This window comes from Collinsella sp. LCP21S3_A3, assembly GCF_052118905.1.
Lineage (GTDB): Bacteria > Actinomycetota > Coriobacteriia > Coriobacteriales > Coriobacteriaceae > Collinsella.
This window is the reverse complement of the sequence record NZ_JBQKGH010000019.1, coordinates 1-23359: the sequence shown is the minus strand read 5'-3', so window position 1 is coordinate 23359 and position 23359 is coordinate 1. Positions and strand designations below refer to the sequence as shown.

Here is a 23359-nt window from a genome sequence, read left to right as displayed (position 1 = left end):
CGGTGAGCCCGGCGCCGCGAAGCGCCCTGGCCCTCTCCACCATTCTCCTACTGTATGCCATGCGGACTCCGTTCCGGACCTCAACGGTCCAACTTTTTGTCCGCAGTCCCGTCTTTAAAGCGGGACGCGGCTTCCCCTAGGGGAAGCATCTCGTTATTTGCCGTCGTCGTCCTGGGCTTCATCGCGCGCGTAGAGCTCCAGCATGCGGCGGCGGTATTCGCGCACGGCGAGCTTGGCGCGCTCCAGGCGGCGGCGCTCACGCGGAGTCAGCTTGGACGGGTCGATCTCGTCGCCATAGGTCTTCTCAGCCAGCAAATGAGCGGCGTCCACGATACGGGCATCGATGTGGCCGCTTGCCGCCTCGGTCGAGAGGCGGTCAGCAATGGAATCAAGGGTAGGTATGCCGTCGAGCGAACGCCCATGGCCATGCGAGGTCAAAAGCTCATGCTCGCGCGCGAGCAGGCTCGCTAGGTCGTGGTGAGCGCGCAGGATATCGAGTGCGTCGGCAGGGTGCTCGGCGACCTCTGCCACGGCAGTGGCCGGCGCGGCATCGACCACGCGATAGAAGAGCTGCGCGAGCAGCGGCATCAAGAACACCGTGATGGCACCGGCGGCTACCATAACCGAGGTGACGTCTTGCGACAGCGCGCCTGCGTTGACGGCCACACTCGTCACGGCAACGATGATCGGCAGGGCCGTAGTGCAGTACAGGGCCACGGTAATGCGGCCATACGCCGAAACGTCACGTGTCGCGGGACAAATGCTCATAGAGACAAGGATCGGCACGGCGCGAATGATCAGCAACGCCGCGATAAAGCCCACGAGCAGACCCGGGCGCGACGCCACGGCCGTCAGGTCAATCTTTGCGCCTGACACGGTAAAGAACACCGGAATCAAAAAGCCATAGGCCAGGCCATCGAGCTTGGTCTCGAGCGTATGGTTGCCCTCGGGGATGATATAGCGCAGGACAAAGCCAGCGGCAAAAGAGCCCAACACGATGTCGAGGTCAAAGATGGCGGAAAATGCCACGAGTGTGACCAGGATGAGCACCGTCAGGCGCACGAACGTCTGCGACGTCGTGTCGGCCCGTTCCTCGACAAACGCAAAGAAGCGGCTGCCGACGCGCTTGGAGCGGCTCGGAACCACGGCCAACAGCACACAGACCAGTGCAAACAAGCCAAGGATCACGAGCGTCTGGATACCAGTACGAGCGGAGAGCAGCACCGACATGGCAAGCACGGGACCGAGCTCTCCCCACGTGCCATAGGCAAGGATGGAGTCACCCACACGCGTGCCGGTCAGCGAACGCTCACGCATGATGGGCACGAGCGTGCCGAGCGCCGTCGAAGTGAGCGCCAGCGTCACGGCGATACCGTCGAAATGGCTGACCGAGAACCACGGGGTAAAGCGCACGGCAAGCCAGGCGATGCCAAACGTGACGACCCACGTCGCCATACCGTAGCGTCCCTCGACGCCCGTGATGTTCTTGGGGTCGATCTCAAAGCCGGCAAGCAGGAACAAAAAGGCCAGACCGAGCTCGGACACAAGCGAGACCTCGGCATCTACATGGATGACGCCGAGCATATGAGGTCCCAGCACCGCGCCGAACACGAGCAAAAAGACCGTCTCGGGAACGGGCTTTCCGGGAATCGCCGATGCGATAAAGGGGCTTGCGAAAGCCACAAGCGCGATGATAGCGAGCGAAACGAATGCCATGTGATGCCTTTCTCTTGTTTGCGCTTCACTGTAGCACCCTCGCCGTCCTCAATACGCCATGAGCTGTCGTATCATAGTGACGTTTACAAACATGTGGCTCAAGGCGACCGCGAGGCTTGTCCCGCAAACCGACCGCTGCCGCATACCGCACCGTACGCCCAACCGATCAGGAAGGCAGGAACCAATGGTCTCTCGTATTTACGTGGAGAAGAAACCCGGGTTCGACGTCGAGGCTCAGCAGCTCAAGGGCGAGCTGACCGAAATTCTCGGCATCAAGGGCATCGAGGCCCTGAGGATCATCAACCGCTACGACGTCGAGGGCATCGACGAGGAGCTTTTCCGCTCCTGCGTGCCGACCGTCTTTAGCGAGCCCCAGGTCGATGTGACCTACGACGAACTCCCCGCAAGCGATGGCGCCGTCTTTGCTGTCGAATTCCTGCCTGGCCAGTTTGACCAGCGCGCCGACTCCGCCAGCGAGTGCGTGCAGCTCATCAGCCAGGGCGAGCGCCCCGCCGTGCGCTCCGCCAAGGTCTATATGATCTCGGGCGCTCTGGACGAAGCCGCCATCGAGGCCATCAAGCACTACGTGGTGAATCCCGTCGAGGCCCGCATCGCCTCGCTCGGCCTACCCGAGACGCTGTACATGGAGACCCCCGAGCCCCAGCCCGTCGAGGTGCTCGACGGCTTCCGCGAACTCGACGAGGCCGGCCTTGCCGCCTTTATCTCCGAGCGCGGCCTTGCCATGGACGAGGCGGACATCGCCTTCTGCCAGCAGTACTTCCGCGATGAGGACCGCGACCCCACCATCACCGAGATCCGCGTGATCGACACCTATTGGTCCGACCACTGCCGCCACACCACCTTCGGTACCGTCCTGGACGACGTGACAATCGATGACGCCGTGGTACAGCAGGCCTTCGACCGCTATATGGAGATGCGCCACGAGCTCGGTCGCGACGCCAAGCCCGTCTGCCTCATGGACATGGGCACCATCGGTGCCAAGTACCTTAAGAAGACCGGCGTCATGACCGATGTCGACGAGTCCGAGGAGATCAACGCCTGCACCGTCAAGGTGAAGGTCGATGTCGACGGCGAGGACCAGGACTGGCTGTTCCTGTTTAAGAACGAGACCCACAACCACCCGACCGAGATCGAGCCCTTCGGCGGTGCCGCCACCTGCGTGGGCGGCGCCATCCGCGACCCGCTCTCTGGCCGCAGCTATGTGTACCAGGCCATGCGCGTCACCGGCGCCGGCGACCCCACCGTCCCGGTCTCCGAGACGCTCGAGGGTAAGCTGCCGCAGCGCAAGCTCGTGACCACCGCTGCCGCCGGCTACTCCAGCTACGGCAACCAGATCGGCCTTGCCACCGGTCAGGTCAGCGAACTCTATCACCCCGGCTACGTGGCCAAGCGCATGGAGGTCGGCGCCGTCGTGGGCGCCACCCCGGCAAACCACGTGCGTCGCGAGTGCCCCGCCCCCACCGACAAGATCATCCTGCTGGGCGGCCGCACCGGCCGTGACGGCATCGGCGGCGCCACCGGCTCCTCCAAGACCCAGAACACCGATTCCATCGAAACCTCGGGTGCCGAGGTCCAGAAGGGCAACGCCCCGGTCGAGCGCAAGCTGCAGCGTCTGTTCCGCCGCGGCGACGCCTGCCGCCTGATCAAGCGCTGCAACGACTTTGGCGCCGGCGGCGTCTCGGTCGCCGTGGGCGAGCTTGCCGACGGCCTGTATGTCGACCTGGACACCGTGACCAAGAAGTACGACGGCCTGGACGGAACCGAGCTCGCTATCTCCGAGTCCCAGGAGCGCATGGCCTGCGCCGTCGCCGACGGTGACGTCGAGGAGTTCATGGGTTATGCTGCCGAGGAGAACCTGGAGGCGACCGTCATCGCCGAGGTTACCGCCGAGCCGCGCATGCGTATGGCCTGGAACGGCGTCGCCATCGTCGATCTGTCCCGCGAGTTCCTCAACTCCAACGGCGCACCCAAGCACCAGGTCGCCCACGTGTGTGCCCGTAGCGTGTGGCAACCCAGCTGGGCCGGCACCACGCTTGCCGAGCGCATGACCTCGCTTGTCACCGATCTCAACGTCGCCTCCAACAAGGGCCTTTCCGAGCGCTTCGACTCCACCATCGGTGCCGCTACCGTGCTCATGCCCTTTGGCGGCAAGACGCAGCTCACCCCGAGCTCTGCCATGGTCGCCAAGTTCCCCGTGGACGGCGAGACCACCACGGCGAGCGCTATGGCATGGGGCTTCAACCCCTACCTGATGGAGGCCGACCAGTTTGCAGGCGCCTACCTGTCCGTGGTCGAGTCCATCGCCAAGCTCGTTGCCGCCGGCTTTGAGCACAAGCGCGCCTACCTCTCCTTCCAGGAGTACTTTGAGCGCCTGCGCACCGAGCCCGAACGTTGGGGCAAGCCCATGGCAGCCGTCCTGGGCGCCCTTATGGCCCAGGTCGACCTGGGTGCCGGCGCCATCGGCGGCAAGGATTCCATGAGCGGCTCGTTTGAGGACGAGGCCGGCGAGCTCAACGTTCCGCCGACCCTGATCAGCTTCGCTGTCGCCGTGGGCCGTGCCGCCCGCGCCGTCTCCCCCGAGTTTAAGGGCCTCACGCACCGCGTCGTTCGCATCGCCCCCGCCACCTATGGCGAGGACTACCGCCCCGATGCCCAGCAGCTGCTCGCCGCGTTTGACGCCGTCGAGGCGCTCACCGCTACCGGCGACGCCCTGGCCGTCTCCACGCCCGGCTACGGCTGCGGCGCCGAGAGCCTCTTTAAGATGTGCGTCGGCAACCAGATCGGTATCGAGCTTGCCGAAGATGTGGACGTGGAGAGCCTCTTCACCCCGCTCTACGGCAGCTTTATCGTCGAGCTCGCCGAGGACGCCGAGCTGCCCGAGGTCGCCGACGGCGTTGTCGTCGAGCCCCTGGGTACCACCGTCGAGGGCTATGTCATCGACACCGGCTCCGAAGTCATCGAGCTCGCCGAGCTCCAGGAGGCCTGGGAGAGCGGTATCGAAGGCGTCTTCGCCTACCGCAGCGCCGGCGAGACCCCCGAGGTCGAGGCCATCGACTTCCGCGCCAAGGATATCCACGTGTACGGCGGCGCCAAGATCGCCCGCCCGCGCGTGATCATCCCTGTGTTCCCCGGCAACAACTGCGAGTACGATAGCGCCCGCGCCTTCCGCGCCGCCGGCGCCGAGGCCGACACCTTCGTGATCAACAACCTCACGCCCGGGGCCGTCGCCGAGAGCACCCACGAGCTCGCCCGCCGCATCCGTGCAAGCCAGATCGTCATGATTCCCGGCGGCTTCTCGGGCGGCGACGAGCCCGACGGCTCCGCCAAGTTCATCACGGCGTTCTTCCGCGCTCCCGAGGTCACCGAGGCAGTCCGCGACCTGCTCAAGGCCCGCGACGGCCTGATGCTGGGCATCTGCAACGGCTTCCAGGCCCTGATCAAGCTCGGCCTGGTGCCCTACGGCGACATCGTCGACGCCACGCCCGATGCGCCCACGCTGACGTTCAACACCATCGGTCGCCATCAGAGCCGTCTGGTGCGCACCCGCATCTCGTCCAACCTGTCCCCGTGGCTGTCGCAGTGCAGTCTGGACGACCCCTACACCGTCGCCATCAGCCACGGCGAGGGCCGCTTTGTCGCCAACGATGAAGTGCTCGCCCAGCTGATCGCCAACGGCCAGGTCGCCACGCAGTACGTGGGCGAGGATGGCAAGCCCAGCATGGATCTCTCCGTCAACCCCAACGGCTCCGCGCTCGCCATCGAGGGCATCACGAGCCCCGACGGCCGCGTCCTGGGCAAGATGGGCCATGCCGAGCGTCGCGGCGACAACCTGTACCGCAACGTGCCCGAGCATGTCCCCGGCGATAAGTTCATGCCGATCTTTGAGAGCGGCGTAGCCTACTTCGCTTAAATACGTTCCCATCGGGTACAATCCCCTCGGGTAACAACACCCGCCACCGGCACACCCGGTGGCGGGTTCTTTTTTACTTCGCGCATACAGGAAGGACATCATGGAAAGCCGCAAGCCGTATCTCGCCACCCTGCCCGGACTCATCCTGGGCTGCCTCGTCTGCTGCGCACTCTGGGGGTCGGCTTTCCCCTGCATCAAGATCGGCTATGAGCTCTTTGGCATCCCCGCGCACGATAGCGCCTCGCAGCTGCTCTTTGCGGGCTTGCGCTTCACGCTTGCCGGCGCCCTGGTTATCGTTGGGATGAGCACGGCCCAGCGCTGCCCACTCGTTCCACAGGCTCGCGACATTAAGCCCATCTGCATCCTGTCGCTCTTCCAGACTATCGGGCAGTACTTCTTTTTCTACCTGGGACTCTCGCGCGCCAGCGCCATGTCGAGTTCCATCATCGAGGCCAGCGCCAACTTCCTCGCCATCCTCTTTGCCGCTCTGGCGTTTCGCACCGAAAAGCTCGATGCGACCAAGGTGCTCGGCTGCGTACTGGGCTTTGCCGGCGTCGCATTCGTCAACCTTTCGGGTGCGGACGGCACCTTTGGCTTTACACTCGACGGCGAGGGATTTATCTTGGCTTCCACTATTGCGGGCGCCCTGTCGACCTGCCTCATTGGCATCTTCTCGCGCGAGCATGACGGCGTCTTGCTCGCCGGCTGGCAGTTTTTGGTCGGCGGTTTGGTCCTCACCGCCATCGGGTTTTTGATGGGCGGCGCGCTATTCCCCACCGAAATCGCCCCCGCCATCGCGCTCATCATTTATATGGCGCTCATTTCCGCCGTCGCGTACTCGCTGTGGTCCCGCCTACTCGCCGTCAACCCCGTTAGCCGCGTTTCGGTCTTTGGCTTTATGAACCCGGTCTTTGGCGTGCTGTTGAGCGCGTTGTTGCTCGGAGAGGGCGCTGGCACGAGCCCCGTTACCGTAATTGTGGCCCTGCTCTTGGTCTGCAGTGGCATCATCATTGTCAACAAACCTAAAAAGGCCTAACAAACCACCCCGTTTGGAAAAGGGCAGCTCTCGCTTTAGCTTAATGGAGTACACTGTATCTCGTTGATTTCGTACCGAGTCGCGGCGACAGACGCCGTCTTGCCGTAACGCGCCGGCGACATCGAGGGGATACAGATGCATAAGAAACTGGTTATGGGAAACCAGGCCTTTGCGTATGCCGCGCTTGCGGCGGGCGTTCGCGTGGTCGCCGGTTACCCGGGCACGCCGTCGACGGAACTTGTCGAGACAGTTGCCAAACTCAAGGCTCAAGGTAGTGCCGAGGGTGTCCACGTCGAGTGGTCGACCAACGAAAAAGCCGCGCTCGAGGTGCTGGCAGGCGCATCGTATGCAGGAGCGCGCTGCCTTTTTACCTGCAAACAAGTTGGACTAAACGTTGCCTCCGACCCGCTCATGAGCCTCAACTACGTGGGCATCAAGGGCGGTCTGGTGCTGTTTGTTGCCGATGATCCCGGCCCCATCTCCTCTCAAACCGAGCAGGATACGCGCCGCTTTGCCGCATTTGCGAAGATCCCCGTGCTCGATCCGCAAAATCTGGAGCAGGGTTACGCGATGATGCAAGAGGCATTTGAAATCTCGGAGCGCTACCATACGCCCGTTATCGTGCGCCCCACCACCCGCGTATGTCACGCCTCAACCTATTTGGAGGTACCCGAGCATACCGTCGCACATCCCGCTGGCACCTTTGAGAAGGATCCCAAATGGGTTATCTTCCCGCGCCGTTCGTTTGCCGCCCATGGCGAGGTTAACGAGCGCCTGCCGCAGATTGCAGACGCCTACTCCAGCGGCAAGGCCGCAGACGCGTTTAACCCCATCGAAAACCATGGCGATGCCACGCCGCGCCTGGGTATTATGGCCGGTGGCGTCTCGTATGCATACACGTGCGAGGCGCTGGCGATTATCGAGCGTCGCGCCGCCGCGGCAGACATCGCCGTGCCGCCCTATCGCTTGATGCAGGTCGGCCTTCCCTATCCCTTCCCCACTGCAGCTGCCGAGCGCTTTGCCGAAGGGTTGGGTCAAATTCTCGTCGTCGAAGAGCTCGACTTTGTCCTTGAGGACGAGATGCTGCGTCTAGCGGGCCGTACGCACGCGGCATATACCGTGCACGGCAAGCTCGACGGCACCATGCCCGGTCGCGGCGAGAACACTGTCGACGATCTGGTTGAGCGCCTGGCGGCGTTCCTTGGCATCCCCGCCCAGGCTGTTACCCCACGCGCCGACGCTTCGCTTCCCAAGCCGCCCGCGCTCCCCGTGCGCCCACCGGTACTTTGTCCCGGATGCCCGCACCGTGGCAGCTTTTACGCCGTCAAGCAGGCACTCAAAGCGATAGGCGCTACCGACGCCGTCCTTTCGGGCGATATCGGCTGTTACACGTTGGGCAACGCCGCCCCGCTCGATGCCGTCGACACCTGCCTGTGCATGGGGGCCGGCATCACTATGGCCCAGGGCCTAGGTATTGCCGAACCCGCGCGAAAGCAAATCGCTTTTGTGGGCGACTCCACGTTCTTTGCCAGTGCCATGACCGGCATCGCCAACGCTGTCTACAACGGCCACGACATCACTGTCATAGTGCTGGATAACGCCACCACCGCCATGACGGGCGGCCAGCCTCATCCAGGCACCGGCCTGCGTTTGGATGGTACCAAGTCCCAGCCCATCAAAATCGAGGCCGTGCTGCACGCCTTGGGCGTCACCTGCATCGAACATGCCAACCCGTTTGACCTAGCCCAGACAACCGAAGCCGCCCGACGCGCCATTACGCACGAAGGCCCCTCGGCGCTCATCTGTGAGGGCCTCTGCATTACGCTGAGCAAGCCCAAACCCGCGCTTTGCGTCGACGAGAGCCGCTGTACGGGCTGCAAACGCTGCATCACGCAGATCGGCTGCCCCGCTATCTCTTGGGACGCCGAGCAACGACGTGCACGCGTTAACCCGACCCTTTGCAACGGCTGCGGCCTGTGCACGCAGGTCTGCAAGTTTGGAGCCATCGGTCCAAACGCAGAGGCCGCGAAGGGAGGCGAGGCCTAATGCTCAACATCATGATTACCGGTGTGGGCGGCCAGGGCACCGTCCTTGCCGCCAAGTTGCTCGCGCAGGCAGCCGAAACCCGAAATTGGCGGGTGCGCACCGCCGAGACCATTGGCATGGCCCAGCGCGGCGGCTCCGTCGTATCGCATGTCCGACTGGCAAATCAGGACGAGCCCCGCATCGACGCGCCGCTTATCGCCCACGGCGAGACCGACCTCATCATTGCATTTGAGCCCGCCGAGGCCGTGCGCTGCCTGGGCTATCTACGTCCCGGCGGCGCCTTGGTAAGTGCTACGAGTAGCGTGCAACCCGTAACGGCGGCGCTCTCGCGTGACGCCTATAGCTCCAAGCCCTTTCTAGAGTACCTGCGGCAGACTGTCCCCAATTGCCTGCTGGTCGACGACACCGCACTCATTAAGCAGATCGGCTCGCCCAAAGCGCTCAACGTCGCGCTGCTGGCAAGCGCCGTCGCCATAAGCGACCTGGGGCTCACCGTCGAGGAACTTCGCGCAGCCATGCACGCCAGCGTGCGGTCCCAATTTGTCGCACTCAATGACCGCGCCATTGATGTGGCCGTTGCCGCCATCTCCGCATTCGCCTCCCGTTAACGCAAGGACAAAACCATGAAGATGCAGCCCGCGCAGCTTGAGCTTATTACCAAGCAGTTCCAGACCCTTAAAGACCGCTCGCCGTTTTATGCCAAAAAGTTCGATGGCATTGACATCGCAAACATTTCCACACAAGAAGAATTTGAGCAGCTGCCCTTTTCCGAGAAGGCGGACCTTCGCGAGGCGTACCCGCTTGGCATCCAGGCCGTACCAGACGAAGAAGTCGTTCGCATCCACAGCTCATCCGGAACCACCGGCACGCCCGTGATCATCCCCTACACCAAACAGGACGTGGACGACTGGGCCGATATGTTCGCCCGCTGCTATCGCACGGCCGGCATCACCGCGCAGGACCGCATCCAGATTACCCCGGGCTACGGACTGTGGACGGCGGGTATCGGCTTTCAGCTGGGATGCGAACGCCTAGGCGCCATGGCCATTCCCATGGGTCCCGGCAACACCGAAAAGCAGCTCAAGATGATGCAGGACCTAGGATCGACCGTCATCACGGCAACCTCGAGCTATGCCCTGTTGCTGGCCGAGGAAATCACCAAACGCGGTCTGCGCGACAAGCTCCACCTAACCCGCGGCGTCATCGGCTCGGAGCGTTGGGGCGAAAAGATGCGCAAGCGCATCCAAAACGAGCTGGGCATCGAGATCTTTGACATCTACGGTCTCACCGAGATTTACGGTCCGGGCATCGGTATCTCGTGCCGCGAGCACGACGGCATGCATATCTGGTCCGATTACGTGTACTGCGAGATCGTCGACGCCAAGACCGGCAAGGTCCTTCCTGACGGCGAAGTGGGCGAGCTGGTTCTTACAACCCTGCGCAAGCAAGGCGCACCGCTTATCCGCTACCGCACGCACGACCTGACACGCATCATCCCCGGCACATGCGCCTGTGGCCTTGACCACCCGCGCATCGACACCCTGGTCGGGCGCACCGACGATATGATCAAGGTCAAGGGTTGCAATATGTTCCCCGCGCAGATCGAGGAAGTTCTTAAGTTCGTCGACGGAGCGAGCTCGGAGTACCAGGTAATGATCGAGGCCGTCAACGGTCGCGATGTACTCGAGCTACTGTTCGAAAGCGAGCTGACGGGCGCCGAGCGCGATGCATGCGAGCGCGAAGTGGCTGCCGTCTTTAAGGCCAAGATCGGCTGCACGCCCAAGGCGACCGCCGTACCGCTCGGTGAGCTGCCGCGCTCCGAGAAAAAGACGAGGCGCATCTTCGACAGCCGATACTAGTCCCCGAAAGCGCAGAAGGGGCGCACGATCATCGCAACGGTCGTGCGCCCCCTTTTTTAGCGTATCTGGACGCCGACTTTCTTCTTCTCGCGCTTTACGCGGTAGAGCTCCGCGTCGGCAGCACGGAGCAAGTCTTGCCAGGTATCGACGCCATCACCAACCCGTGCGTAGCCGATGGACATCCGCAACAGATACGGAACCTCGGCGCGCGCGAGCTCGTCGTTGATTGCCGCACACAGATGCAAGATATCCTGCTCCGCCATCGCCTTTTGAAGCACCACGAACTCATCGCCGCCATAACGCGCGATAAAGCTACCAGACGCCGAGCAGACTTCTTTGAGCGCAGCGGATATGACCTGAAGAGCATGGTCGCCCTCCACATGTCCATAGCGATCGTTAATCTGCTTAAAGCCGTCGGCATCCATCATAAGCAGATACACGTCTTCGGCCTGATCCACATTTGAGAAGAGCGACAGTATATAGGTCTCAAAACGGTTGCGATTGTTGAGGCCAGTCAACGGGTCGGTCGAGATGAGCTGCTCCTGGAAGACAATGTAGAGCAGCAATATGCTAATCATTATGCCGACACAAAGGCCGGGCACCGAGTATACGACCTGAAAGGTACCGCCCACCAGGGCCGGAATGGCGAAAAATGCCAAGGTTCGATAGATGGTCTTCGTCTGCAGGCTCTCGACCCTGCGAGATTGCACAAACGCATGTAGGGACGTATGTAGAACGTAGCAGTAGCTGACAATGGGCTGGATCATATAAGCAGAGCCGCGACTATACACGCCCTGCGAATCGATATAGAACAGGGCGTGCGTCCAGTAACTGGTAAACGCCAGCACGACCACCAGAACCGTAGGCGACGCTACAAGCACCACCCTATAGCGCGAGGCCAAAAGGCGAGAACCCTGCACCGTCTCGGAATAGATAAACCAAATGAGACACACGATGGCAAAGAGCGAAAACGAAACCGCGTTGGAAATCCAGTTGACAGCAATGCCCAACGTGCCGTCCACACCATCCAATAGCACCCAGATCATATCGAATAATATGTACGCGGCAGAGGTGTAGCCAAGCATGCTAAACAATAGCTGCTGGGTGCTCGAGAACAAGGAGCGACGACTCCGCACGGCAAGCCCGATAAGAACAATCATGCTTAGCAGGAATATCTCAATCTTGAGCGCCTTAACCACCAGGCCCATCTCCCCATCATCAAACCGACAGCGCTTCTCCGAGCCGCACGCATCACCATAACTCCCCCAATACAGAGGGGAATGAGGGAATAATACCAGAGCGCCCGGGCGCTCTCACGGCGCGAGTTGCACGCCAGCATCATTGATGGGCGCCGATGGCTACTCGCCATCGATGTCGGCCGCGACGGCTTCCTCGATGGCCTCGACACCGGCGGGCGACAGGTCTTCCTTGCCCTGGCAGAACTTCTTATCGACCCAACCGGTCAGAATCGGAGCCATGATTGCCGTGATGATGACGGCGGTGGCGATCTGAGCGTATGCGGTGGGCGCAAGATCGGCATAGCGCGGCGCGGCCTCGGCAAGAGCAACCGGCGTGGTCATAGCCGTGCCGGCGATGGTGGAACAAGCCACGGCGGCTTTGCCGTTACCGCCGCACAGGCGCTCGAACGCAAAGGTGATGGGACCGACGACAAACAACGTGACAAGGCCCAGCAAGATGCCGGAAATGCCGCCGGTGATAAAGCTCGACAGGCTCATAGACGCACCGAGCTGAAATCCGATGACGGCGATCGCAGGATTGGTGCCGGGAACCAGCAGGTTCTTGATGAACGGGAAGAGGTTGCCCAAAACCATGCCAATCACGAGCGGCAGGATGGAACCGATGATGGTGCCAACGGGAATGTTGGCAAGACCAGAGACACCAAGAATGATCATGGTAACCGCAGGGCCCGCCGTGAAGAACAGGATGCCCACGGCGCCCTGCTCGGACTCGTCGCCAAACTCGCCCATGATGCCCGTGTAGAGCGCCATGTTGCAAAACGTAATGCCGCCGATGATGGAAACCGAGCTCAGGCCCAAAAAGTTGTCATTAAAGAAATACGCAACGCTCAAGCCCAGCACGGCTGCCACCACAAGCTTAGGAATCAGTACGACGATGCCGGTCTTGATGGCACCCGGCGTGGACTTAAAGCTGATGCCGGCGCCCACAAACAACAGGATCGCAGCGACGATGGTATTGGAACCGCCGCGGCAGGCGGCGGTAAAGAAGCCGCCGATCTCGAAGACCTGCGGGCAGAAGGTATTGAGCAAAAGGCCGACGATCATCGGGTAGATCATGATGTCACCCGGAATGCGCGGTACTTTGAATTTCTTTTGCTCGTTGGCGATCGCTTCCTGTGCCATGAAACCCCCATTTCCGCCGACGCAGAACAAAAGCCCACGTCATGCTTTGCTACAGTAAAGTTTGACCATGGTACCAGAAGAAGCAGATCGGCTCGGTGAGATATTCGATTCGTGGGGTCCGGACGGTAAAAGCACCCCACTCCTATACGAGGCTCAAAACGATATAGAGCCCGATACCCGAGACGCAGCACCACAACATCGACTTTGTCTTGATTGCCACCGCAACGACGCCGACAGCCGCTGCGAAAAGAGCAGGCAAATAAAGAGCGATGTGCAGACAAAACCCGCAATAGCGGTGGGAACATCGACAACGGCGCACCTATCGCAACATTGGTAAGCATCACCGGCCAGACGGTTTTAACGATTTTGAGCACCATGGCGTTCCTCGTCCCGACAAGCTTTTCGAGCCGCATTCGACGACATGGCAGAATCATCGCCCGGCGGCAACCGAGTTCACCTACAATTGCCACCGGATCGAAAGACACAGAAAGACACAGCTTTTTAGGAAGTCATTATGACAGCTATCGATCGAACGGGGGCAATCGCGGCCTTCAGGACCTACACCGATGCCTACGATGCCGCCAATCCGCGTATCGCGCTCAAAATCGAGCATACGTACCACGTTGCCGAGGCATGCGATGCCGTGGCACGCAAGCAGGACTGGTCACCGCAGGACATTGACCTGGCGTGGCTTTGTGGGCTGTTGCACGATATGGGCCGCTTTGAGCAGCTGCGACGCTGGGACACGTTTAAGGATGCCGAGAGCATGAGCCATGCGAAGTTGGGCTTCGAGGTCCTCTTTGGCAAAAACCCTGCAGACGCGCCCGCGGCAACAAGTATCCGCGACTTTATCGACAGCCCGGCAGAAGACGAGCTCATCCGCGCGAGCATCGCCTATCACAGTGACTTTCGCCTGCCGGCACAACTCGACGAGCGTACACGGTGCTTCTGCGATATCGTGCGCGATGGCGACAAAATCGACATTATGCGCACCATCGCCGACAGCACCGTCGACACCATCCTCAAGGTGGATGAGGACGCATTTCTCGCCAGCCACTTCTCGGCGCCGACGTTGGCCGCCTTTGACGAGCACCGCTGCGTCGCACGAGATGAACGCGACGAGCCCGCGGACTACCTAGTAGGACTCATCTGCTTTATGTTTGAGCTCGTCTATCCGGCGAGCCGAGCGCTGACGCGCGAGCAGGGCGATATCTACCGCCTGCTCGACGCGCCCTTTGGTATTACCCAGCCCTTTACCGACCCCGCCACACAGGCAACCTGGAGCCGTCTTAGGGAAGAGATGCGCGACTGGCTGGCGAGCGCCTAGCGCTCAAGCTGGGCTAGCAGCTCCTCGACGACCTCGACGGCATCACCGACAACCTTGTACTGGGCAGCACCAAAGATGGGGGCATCCGGGTCCTCGTTGATGGCGATAATGCATTCCGCCCCACCGATGCCGGCAAGATGCTGGATGGCGCCCGAAACACCGATACTCACAAGCATCTTGGGCGAAACCGATATGCCCGTCTGGCCAATCTGATGGCGATACTCCAACCAGCCGGCCTCCACGACGGGTCGCGTGCAGCCAAGCTCGGCTCCCAGAGTCTCGGCGAGCCTTCGCATCAGCGGCAGGTTTTTCTTGGAACCAATGCCGCGACCCACCACGACCAGGCGCTCGGCATCGGCGATTGAAGCCTGCTGTCCCCACTCCTCGGCGGGAATCGAGATCTCGACACGAGCCTTAGCATCATCCGCAAGTGCTATCTGGGTGATCGTGCCGGAGCGGCCGTAGTCAAAGTCGGGCGCCTTAAAGATGCCGGGGCGCACCGTTGCCATCTGGGGACGATGATTGGGGCAGACGATGGTGGCCATCAGGTTGCCGCCAAACGCCGGACGCGTCTGTTGCAGCAGCCCCGTCTCCGTATCCATCGAAAGCACGGTGCAGTCAGCCGTAAGGCCCGTCTGCAAACGCACGGCAACGCCGGGTGCCAGTTCGCGGCCAAAGGCGGTCGCTCCGTACAGAATGGCCTCGGGCTTGCGCTCTGCCACCAAATCGCAGATGAGGCGAGCGTAGACCTCCGCATCGTTCTGGCGCAGACGCTCGTCGCGACAGATCAGGACCTCGTCTGCACCGGCACAAACCAGATGCCCCAGGTCACCGAGAGAACCCTCGGGGCCCATGCCGACCAGCGCCACCAGGCGACAGCCGCGTGTATCCGCAAGCTCGCGGCCCTTGCCCATGAGCTCGAAGGCAACGGGAGCCACCGTATCGTGCTCGTCGGTCTGCGCGAATACCCAAATGTCTCGATATGCATCGAGGTCAACCGCGCCGGCGGCCTCGTCGCGCTCGATCGAAATGGCATTGACGGGGCAAGCGTCGACGCACCCGCCGCATAGGATGCAGCCGTCGGTTACGCGGGCGCAACGGTTGGGCCGCTCTCCTTCCACTACGATGCCGCCCGAGGCACAGGCGCGAACGCAGCGACCACAGCCGATACAGGCTTCGCTATCGATAATCAGTCCGCTCATCTATGCCATCCCCTCGATAATCTTGGCAAGTTTCGCCGCCTGCTCGGACGCCGTTCCGTCAACGGCCTCGCACGTTTGGTCGCGGTCGGGCACAAACGATCGCACGACCTGTGTCGGCGAGCCGGCAAGACCGCAGCGCGCGGGGTCGGCGTTCACGTCGGCAGCGTTGACCACGCGCACGTCCGCCTCCTCGGCCGCACGAATACCGGCGATGCTCGGCATACGCAGTTGGCCAATCTCCTTGGCAGTCGTCATCGCGCACGGCATCTCAAGATAGACCGTCTCCTCGCCGGCATCGCAGCCGTGAACAAGCGCCAGTGAACCACAGGTCGTAAAGCCCGCACTCTGCACGCAGCTCACGTCGGTCACGCAGGGAATCTCGAAGGCACCGGCAAGCTCGGGACCAATCTGGGCCGTATCGCCGTCCACCGCCATCTTGCCGCAGATGAGCAGGTCGAAGTCCTCGTCGAGCGCCTCGATGCCACACTTGAGGGCATAGGTGGTTGCCAGGGTATCGGCACCTGCAAAGGCGCGATCGGTTAGCAGCAGTGCGTCATCGGCGCCTCGGGCGATACAGTCGCGCAATAGCGATTCAGTCGCGGGGATGCCCATCGACACCACCGTTACGCGCACGTCCATGCCAAAGCCGATAAAGTCGTCCTTCAGCGCCAGCGCGCATTCCAAAGCGCTCGCGTCAAAGGGATTAATGACCGCCTGCTTGCCATCGCGCACGATGGTATTGGTCTTGGGGTCCATCTTGACCTCGGTGCTGCCCGGCACCGCCTTGACGCACACCACCATATGGAAATCGCTCATCTTCACGCGCCCCCTTTCTGGACGAGCTCATCCAAGAGCTTCTCCGAAAACAGGTTACCGCGGCCCAACTGCCCGGCAGGATCGAGCTGGAGCTTGAGCCGCGCCGACTCGACCATGGCCTCGTGACCGTACATCGTCTCCAAGAAGCCCGCCTTGATCTTGCCGACGCCGTGTTCGGCGGAGACGGCGCCGCCCATGGCCGTGACCTCGGAAGCCCACTGGGCAAAGAGCTCTCCGCCGCGGCGGTAATCCTGCGCATCGCGCGGCAGAATGTTCACATGCAGATGGTTGTTACCGATGTGCCCCCAGGCGGCAGATTCAAGCCCACTTTCGGCCAACGTGCGGCGATAAAGGGCGATGACATCGGCCAAGTGTGCGTTGGGCACCGACATATCCGACCCCAGCTTGGTAATGGTGGGGTCCGTGCGGCGACGCTCGTCGATGAGCATGTTGACGCTCTCGGGCACCGCATGGCGGAAGAATCGCTGACACTCGCGATCGACCTCGGTGCGCGCGACCCATGTCGCATCGTCGCTGCCGCCCGCAAGCTCCAGTACCCACCCCAAGTGATACAGCTCCTCAGTCGCCTGGGCTTCGTCGTCGCAGTCGAGCTCCACGTAGACACAGACCTTGGCGTCTTTGTCGAGCGCCGGCAGCGAGGCGAACGCGGTCGACTGCTCGCGCTGACGACGCAGGATATCCAGGGCACCCGCATCGAAATATTCGATGGCAGCCGCGTGGGACAGGACGGGACGTACAGAATCGGTGAAGGACACGGCCTTGTCTTCGCTGTCAAAGAAGCAGCTCACGCCCCAAACGACCGCAGGCGCCGCCTGCAGGGCAATCTCGAGCTCGGTGATGACGCCGAGTGTGCCACACGCACCGATAAACAGATCGATGGCATCCATATCGTCAGCAACGAAATAGCCCGAAGCATTTTTGGTCTTGGGCATGGTGTAGTCGGGAAGGTCGAGCTCGAGCGTGCGGCCCTGCACCGTGACGAGCGAAAGGCGACGACCCTGTGCAAAAACCTCGCCACGGTGAAGCTCGAGCAGGTCGCCATCGGTCAGCACGACATGAAGGCCCGTGACGTGAGGGCGCATGGGGCCGTAAGCGTAGCTACGGGCGCCGGAAGCGTTGCATGCCGCCATACCGCCCAGGCAGGCAGATGCCTCGGTGGGATCGGTAGGAAAGAATTGCTCGGGAGCTTCCTGGAACTCCTCGTAGGCCTCAAGCGATGCCTGGTCCCAGCCGGCAGTCGGCAGCACTTTCTTGCCCAGTTGCTTGCGCAGCTCAGACAGCACGACGCCGGGCGCCACGCGCAAAAGAAAGCGGCCCTGCTCATCGCGGCGAATGCCTAGGTAGCGATTCATGCGGGAAGTATTGAGAATGTGACCGCCATGAGGCACGGCGCCGGCGGCAAGACCGGTCCGGGCGCCCTGAACCGTCACCGGGACACGCTCGGCATGGAGCTTTTCCATAATGGCGCGGACCTCGTCCTCCGTTGTCGGAAACGAGATGCTCGAGGCCTCGCCCGATGTGCGAGACTCATCGCGACCATACTCTTCGAACTCGTCGGTGAAGGGTTTGATGGTTGCAGACACGCGAACTCCCCCTTTAGCTAACTACAGTGTTTGCAGGGAAATGTTACCGCATCGTTTCACCGACATGTTCGAGACCGTCTCCATAATTGACGTTTTTAACGTTCGCGCAATTCGGCGAACGGTGGGATTTTCGAGACAAGCGACACTTTTGCCACACGTTGCCGCGCAGCCACAACATGTGCATTTATCAGTCAAAAATAGTTGAGATTTTTTTCACATGCTTTTACCTGCGGAGATATCGGCTCGTCAAGCAATTGGTTAGTTATTGGGCAAGTTGCGGCTGATACGGTCGGCATCGACAGCCAAACCAATAGTAGTTTTGGCCCCAGAGCAGGGAGGTTTCCATGGCATATTACTGGCCCCAATACGGTTTCGCCATCGAAGTCGATGACGACCCCTATCTCTTGCCTTTCGACGAAGATGCATTTCCAGGTACGGAGGTCTACCACGTCACCACCGATGTGATCTGCGACCCCGAGTCGTTCTCGGCGCTCGCCCACCACATCGCGCGTATCCACAACATCGAGCTCCCTCACGACTTCGACGAGCTCATCTACTCGCGCCGCCTGATGCTTCACATGCTCTTTGGAGCGGACCCGTCCACGTTCGCACGTGTCTACTCCACCAAGGACGCCGCATGAGTGCGAAGAAGCCGCCCCGCCTTGCAGGACTGGGGCGTCGCAAGAAACTCGTCGTTGTCTGCCTGGCTGTCGTCTGCGCCCTCATCGCCGTAGGGCTATACGCCTGGCAGTCGCAGCCCGTGCCCGAAGCGGGCGCCTCAGTCACGACGGCAGAAGGTAAATCGCGCCAAGAAATCCAGGATGAGCTCGACGCCATCGTCCGCGACAACATGATGACGATCTCGGTCGCGCCGGTCGCACAGTTGCAGGAAGGCGGCAAGTTGCGCGTCAACGTGCAAAACGTCCAAGACAACAAGTTTCCCCAGCGCTTCCGCGTGATTCAAAACGACGAGACCATCTATGAGTCCGGTGTGGTCGAAGCCGGCAAGACGGTTGAGACCTGCCCCGCCGGCGATATCCAAGAAGGCGAGGCATATATCGAGATTCAGGCACTCGATGCCAAGACCTACGACACCCACGGCAATCCGACGCGCGTCAAAGTGCGGGTGGCACAGGCAGAAGGCTAGTGGCCGACGCGCTCGCAGGGGCAGCACCCTGTCCCCATTCGTCCAACCATCACGGAAACAGTCCGTGACGAGCAGAAAGGATCGATTATGAACACACCCATGAACCTGAGCGGAGCCAGGGCACTCGCCGTGGGCGCAGGGCTTACGCTCGCACTTGCGATGGGCGCCGCGCCAACGGCGGCCATGGCAGAGGTGCGCGTTGGAACCACCGATGTGACGGTGAAGGCCGATATTAGCAATGTTTCGTTTAAGGCGCCAACGGTCATCCCCTTTGCCGCCAAAGCCGACGGAACGCTTGTAGGACCCTCCGACGAGACGATTACCATCGACAACCTCTCGGCATATGGCATCCACGTCACCAACATGAAGGTCACGGCCCAGAACGACTGGACAATCGTTGCAGACGCAAAGACGGGCTCGGCCCAGAACTCCATCGATTTTAAGGTTGGCCCCGATACGGCAGAAAAGGATGCCAGCTCGGCGACTCAGACTACGGGCCTCGATCTTTCCAAAGACGCAAGCTTCGACATGAAGTACAAGGACATTGGCGACGGAACGGACAAAATTAGGCTCAATGTGAGTGGCCACGTCGCCCGCGTCACGCGTGACATCTACCACGCCACCGGTACGGGAGATCAAGTGGCAAGCATCACCTGGACGGTCGAGCCCGGTGCGCACGCCACGTCCTAAGGCGATTGCACTGGCCGCCATCGTCAGCATCTTAGCGTCCGCACCCGCAATGGCCTTTGCTCAACAAGAGCAAGCGCAAGCGGCCACAGAAGTGACCGTCGATCTTTCGGGCCTTAATCGCGGCAGCCGTCACGAGCCGCTCGTCCAGACGAGCGACACCCGGCAACTCATTGCGGTAGGCGTCGCCACGGTGGGAGCAGGACTGACGTGCCTTGGCCTGCACATCAAACGCAACCAATAGCCAAGCACGACCGGAGTACGCGGAATAGATAGGAGAACCATGGCACCCAAAAACCTTTTGCCCGTTGCCGCACTCTGCAGCGCACTGGCGAGCGGTACGCCTCTCGCCGCTTGGGCGACGCCCGCCACGGCAAGCTCCTTACCGCAAGCTCTGAACCCCGCGGCGAATTCGTCGGGTATCGTCGCCTGCCAACGTTTTTCGCTCGCACATGCCACGGTCCGAACCTCGGGATGCCTTCACCGCAATGCGGTCGACTCGATAGTCGTGGATATCAAGCGACCGGACAAGGAGAACGGCCCCCAGACAGGTTGCGCCATCTGCACATGGAAATCGGCTGCAGTCGACGCCGATGGCGATCCATGCGACTTAGAGCTGCGCATCGATATTGCCTCGGTCGATGACTCGGCGAACGGGGCAAAGGTCGTCTTCGACAGCGCGGCCCATGAAGAAGAAGGGGGTGTATGCCTGGGCTGCGTTCCCTCGAATGTCGATGGCGCGCAGCCCATCATCTCCTTTACGGCGTCGCTGCGGCTGACCAAGGCGGACACCGAAGCCATCGCAACGGGAGATGCGCCTTTGCTGTTCTACGCTGGCGACGCGGACGACCAAAAGGCTCAAAGCACCAGGCAGAAGGGCTCGCTTAACCTCACGCGCGGATCAGAACCCGCCCCCATCAATATCGATGCCCAGGAGCCGGGCGTGCAGCGCATTCTCGCCGATCCGGCGCTGCTCCAAATGACATGGCACGGAGTGGGGTCCGTCGAGATTGCCGCTCCTATATCGAGCGATAATGACAAATCCCCCAAAGACGAGGTCGCAGACGCACCGGCACATGTTGACGATGCATCATCAGAAGACAACGCTGCGGTTCCTCTCGAGAAGCCAAGCGGCAGCGCCACCGAACTAGGCGATTCCCAACCGAAAGACGGCCTGGACTTTGCCGCTCCCCCAGGTGTCGACGAAGGCAACTGTTGCATGATGGTCGCGCTCGACCACACGGAAACCGTCGATGCTGCAAGCATTGAGCCAGTCGCTGCCAATGCGCCCCGCCGCAAAAATATCCTCATCGCATTCCCCAACACCGTCGAGCTCGTCTTTTTGCCTTCGGGAGAAGTCGTCGCGCCTACGGCACTTACAGCAGTGGGAGCTAAGAGCGCATCGAACGATATCCAAGCCATCTCGGCACTTGATGCCACAACGACCGCCAAGTTACACCTTTATTCCGTTGCAGCAGACGGAACGCGAACCGAAGAATTCGACGGAACCAAGCTTTTGGTTCCTCGTCGCATCGGTATCCAAGAAGACGTCCCCTATCAAATGGAACTTGAAGGGTTCGATCGCGCACGAGATGCCGACATCATTGCCGCAGCCATCGAATCCCCACAGCACCTCATGACGCTGCGCTTCGACTTTAGCCCCATCCTGTCCTAGACCGCTAACCGCCGCTTGGCTCGGATACTGAGCGCCCCCTCCCCGTTCTGCTACGATTGCCGCGTTGGCATCAATTACAGGAGGGTTCATGCCGGGTTTAGGAACGATCATCAACGTCGCGCTTTTGATCGCGGGCGGTCTGCTTGGCCTTATGGGTGGGCGCTTCATTACGCCTCGCATCCAAGACACGCTCATGAAGGCGTCGGGGTTGTGTGTTCTGTTTATCGGCCTGGGCGGCACCATGCAAAAGATGCTCGTTATCGATGGAGAGGCGTTGGCGACCACCGGCACCACCATGCTTATCGTCTCATTTGCCCTCGGTTCGCTCATCGGCGAGGCCATCAACCTGGAGGCCGCCATCGAGAACCTCGGCGAATGGCTCAAGCGCAAAACCGGCAGCGAAGGCGACAACGAGTTCACCAACGCCTTTGTCTCGGCATCGCTCACCGTGTGTATCGGTGCCATGGCCATCGTAGGATCGATTCAGGACGGTCTGCTCGGCGACTGGTCCACGCTTGCCCTGAAGGGCGCGCTGGACTGCATCATCGTCTGCACCATGACGGCCTCGCTTGGCCGCGGCTGCATCTTCTCGGCCCTGCCCGTTGCCGTATTCCAGGGCACGATCACGCTTTTTGCCGGCGCACTCTCCCCCATCATGACCACCGCAGCCCTCGACAGCCTTTCGCTTGTGGGCTCTATGCTCATCTTCTGTGTTGGGGTTAACCTTATTCGACCTCAGACCTTCCGCACGGCCAACATGCTCCCCTCCGTCGTCGTGGCGGTCATCTACGCCCTCTTGTTCTAAATCTGGTTGATTTCCGATCTCAACCGAACACATTGAGCTGATGGCTCGCTCCCGCAGTTAACCGAACGCCCCCGAGGTCCTATCCGGGACCCGGGGGCGGCATTTTCCCAGTTGAAGGAATGGTGGAGATGTGTTTCGATGGGTCCGGTGGCCATGCTCCGCCCGCCGCCCGGCACCTCTTCCCAGACTCAGCCGGACGGTCGGTCCGTCTATTCCGTTTTTTCTTCTAGGCTAGGCCAGCGGGGCATCGCCCCTCTCTGCGCGCGCCCTCTCGATGAGCCCCGGCGTCAGGTCGAGATCGCCGAGCGGCACGTCCTCCACGCCGTAGGCGTCCAGCAGCGCCGCCGCGTCCTCCCCGAGCATCGCCCTGAAGGCGCGCGCGGGCGTCGCGAAGCCGAGCGCGCCGCGGGGCTCGGAGTTCACGTGCGACATGGCCAGCGCCAGGTCGGCCGGGGCGAGCCGGTCGAACCTGATTCCGGCGCCCTTGGGCAGCAGCTTCCTGATCTCGACGTGGTTGCGCTCGCAGGCGCCCTTCTGGTCGCTGCGCCTGGGGTCGCAGTAGAACAGCCTCGTCTCGCCCGGCCCCTCGCCGAGCAGCGCCGCGATCGCCGCCTCGTCGGAGAACTCGGCGCCGTTGTCGGTGAGGACGGCGCGGAACACGCGGCGCGTCCCGTCGGCGCCGAGGATGGCCCGGACGCCCTCCAGGGCGTCCGCGACGCACCCGGCGGTCTTCTCCTCCAGCGGCAGCGCGAGCTGGAGCCTGCTGGGGCGGTGCAGCAGCGTGAGCAGGCAGGCGGAGTCCTCCCGGGCCCCCTCGACGGTGTCCATCTCCCAGGCCGCGGCGCACGCGTCCTCCCCGAGGGCGAGGAACGCGGCATGCGACCTGCGGGCGGAGTGGCGGGTCGCCGCCCGGCCCGCGGCGCGCTTCCTCGGCCTGTAGCCGACCTTGCGCCTGAGCTCCATGTTGGTCATGCCGTCGTAGCCCGCCGAGACCCAGCGGTAGATGGTCGACGGCGACAGGTCCACCGGGCCGCCGTTGCGCGCCGCCATCTGCTCGGGCGACAGCCCCCGGCGCAGGCAGTCCCTTATCGCCTCCAGCCTGGCCGCCGCGGCGGGCTCGTCGGCGT

At 61.8% G+C, this 23359-nt stretch carries 18 protein-coding genes; 11 read left to right on the top strand and 7 right to left on the bottom strand.

The features are described from left to right. Positions 1–153 precede the first annotated feature (153 nt). Entirely contained in the window at positions 154–1716 is a 1563-nt protein-coding gene (locus tag ACTQ0H_RS08135; RefSeq protein WP_441538318.1) for a cation:proton antiporter domain-containing protein, read from the bottom strand. Positions 1717–1900: 184 nt separating this feature from the next. Between ACTQ0H_RS08135 and ACTQ0H_RS08130 the strand changes: the two genes are divergently transcribed. From ACTQ0H_RS08130 to ACTQ0H_RS08110, 5 genes are all read left to right on the top strand, one after another. Continuing rightward, complete coding sequence (locus ACTQ0H_RS08130; protein WP_441538316.1) at positions 1901–5647, top strand: phosphoribosylformylglycinamidine synthase; 3747 nt, start codon at positions 1901–1903, stop codon at positions 5645–5647. A gap of 100 nt (positions 5648–5747) precedes the next feature. Then, entirely contained in the window at positions 5748–6683 is a 936-nt protein-coding gene (locus tag ACTQ0H_RS08125) for a DMT family transporter (protein ID WP_441044860.1), read from the top strand. A 135-nt stretch (positions 6684–6818) separates the two neighbouring features. Beyond that, entirely contained in the window at positions 6819–8729 is a 1911-nt protein-coding gene (gene iorA, locus ACTQ0H_RS08120) for an indolepyruvate ferredoxin oxidoreductase subunit alpha (protein ID WP_441538314.1), read from the top strand. After that, the gene (locus ACTQ0H_RS08115; RefSeq protein ID WP_441538312.1) at positions 8729–9337 is read left to right on the top strand and encodes a 2-oxoacid:acceptor oxidoreductase family protein; all 609 of its coding nucleotides are present in this window, start codon (positions 8729–8731) and stop codon (positions 9335–9337) included. The genes iorA and ACTQ0H_RS08115 overlap by 1 nt, the downstream gene beginning before the upstream one ends. A 15-nt stretch (positions 9338–9352) precedes the next feature. Beyond that, a complete protein-coding gene (locus ACTQ0H_RS08110) occupies positions 9353–10588 on the top strand; it encodes a phenylacetate--CoA ligase family protein (protein ID WP_427719611.1) in 1236 nt (411 codons plus the stop codon). Between the two features lie 56 nt (positions 10589–10644). Here the strand turns inward: ACTQ0H_RS08110 and ACTQ0H_RS08105 are convergent, their stop codons facing one another. Further along, the gene (locus tag ACTQ0H_RS08105; protein ID WP_441538310.1) at positions 10645–11796 is read right to left on the bottom strand and encodes a diguanylate cyclase domain-containing protein; all 1152 of its coding nucleotides are present in this window, start codon (positions 11794–11796) and stop codon (positions 10645–10647) included. A gap of 150 nt (positions 11797–11946) precedes the next feature. Further along, complete coding sequence (locus ACTQ0H_RS08100; RefSeq protein ID WP_441538308.1) at positions 11947–12969, bottom strand: 2-keto-3-deoxygluconate permease; 1023 nt, start codon at positions 12967–12969, stop codon at positions 11947–11949. 514 nt (positions 12970–13483) lie between these two features. Here ACTQ0H_RS08100 and ACTQ0H_RS08095 point away from each other — a divergent pair. Continuing rightward, positions 13484–14296 (top strand): HD domain-containing protein, encoded by an 813-nt coding sequence (locus ACTQ0H_RS08095; RefSeq protein ID WP_441538306.1) that lies wholly within the window; start codon positions 13484–13486, stop codon positions 14294–14296. Here ACTQ0H_RS08095 and ACTQ0H_RS08090 read toward each other — a convergent pair. Genes ACTQ0H_RS08090 through ACTQ0H_RS08080 form a run of 3 tightly spaced genes read right to left on the bottom strand, consistent with a single transcriptional unit; the run spans position 14293 to position 17918 of the window. Then, the gene (locus ACTQ0H_RS08090) at positions 14293–15498 is read right to left on the bottom strand and encodes an FAD-binding protein (RefSeq protein WP_441538304.1); all 1206 of its coding nucleotides are present in this window, start codon (positions 15496–15498) and stop codon (positions 14293–14295) included. The two genes, ACTQ0H_RS08095 and ACTQ0H_RS08090, sit on opposite strands and share 4 nt — an antisense overlap. Beyond that, positions 15499–16314, bottom strand: a complete 816-nt coding sequence (locus ACTQ0H_RS08085) for an electron transfer flavoprotein subunit beta/FixA family protein (RefSeq protein WP_154517150.1) — start codon at positions 16312–16314, stop codon at positions 15499–15501. It abuts the gene before it with no gap. Between the two features lie 2 nt (positions 16315–16316). Further along, a complete protein-coding gene (locus tag ACTQ0H_RS08080) occupies positions 16317–17918 on the bottom strand; it encodes an FAD-binding oxidoreductase (protein WP_441538302.1) in 1602 nt (533 codons plus the stop codon). 344 nt (positions 17919–18262) lie between these two features. Here ACTQ0H_RS08080 and ACTQ0H_RS08075 point away from each other — a divergent pair, with 344 nt between their 5' ends. The 5 genes from ACTQ0H_RS08075 (at position 18263) to ACTQ0H_RS08055 (ending at position 22232) form a co-directional block, all read left to right on the top strand. Then, positions 18263–18559 (top strand): hypothetical protein, encoded by a 297-nt coding sequence (locus tag ACTQ0H_RS08075; protein ID WP_441538300.1) that lies wholly within the window; start codon positions 18263–18265, stop codon positions 18557–18559. Next, entirely contained in the window at positions 18556–19065 is a 510-nt protein-coding gene (locus ACTQ0H_RS08070; protein WP_427719604.1) for a hypothetical protein, read from the top strand. Before ACTQ0H_RS08075 ends, ACTQ0H_RS08070 begins: the two co-directional genes overlap by 4 nt. Before the next feature lie 87 nt (positions 19066–19152). Beyond that, positions 19153–19755, top strand: a complete 603-nt coding sequence (locus ACTQ0H_RS08065) for a hypothetical protein (protein WP_441538299.1) — start codon at positions 19153–19155, stop codon at positions 19753–19755. A gap of 280 nt (positions 19756–20035) precedes the next feature. Continuing rightward, a complete protein-coding gene (locus ACTQ0H_RS08060; protein WP_441042126.1) occupies positions 20036–21427 on the top strand; it encodes a hypothetical protein in 1392 nt (463 codons plus the stop codon). A gap of 88 nt (positions 21428–21515) precedes the next feature. Beyond that, positions 21516–22232, top strand: coding sequence for a DUF554 domain-containing protein (locus ACTQ0H_RS08055; protein ID WP_154517132.1), 717 nt, complete (start codon positions 21516–21518; stop codon positions 22230–22232). A 231-nt stretch (positions 22233–22463) separates the two neighbouring features. Here ACTQ0H_RS08055 and ACTQ0H_RS08050 read toward each other — a convergent pair. Further along, positions 22464–23359: IS30 family transposase (locus ACTQ0H_RS08050; RefSeq protein WP_441548037.1), on the bottom strand; the 896-nt coding region annotated here is incomplete at its 5' end.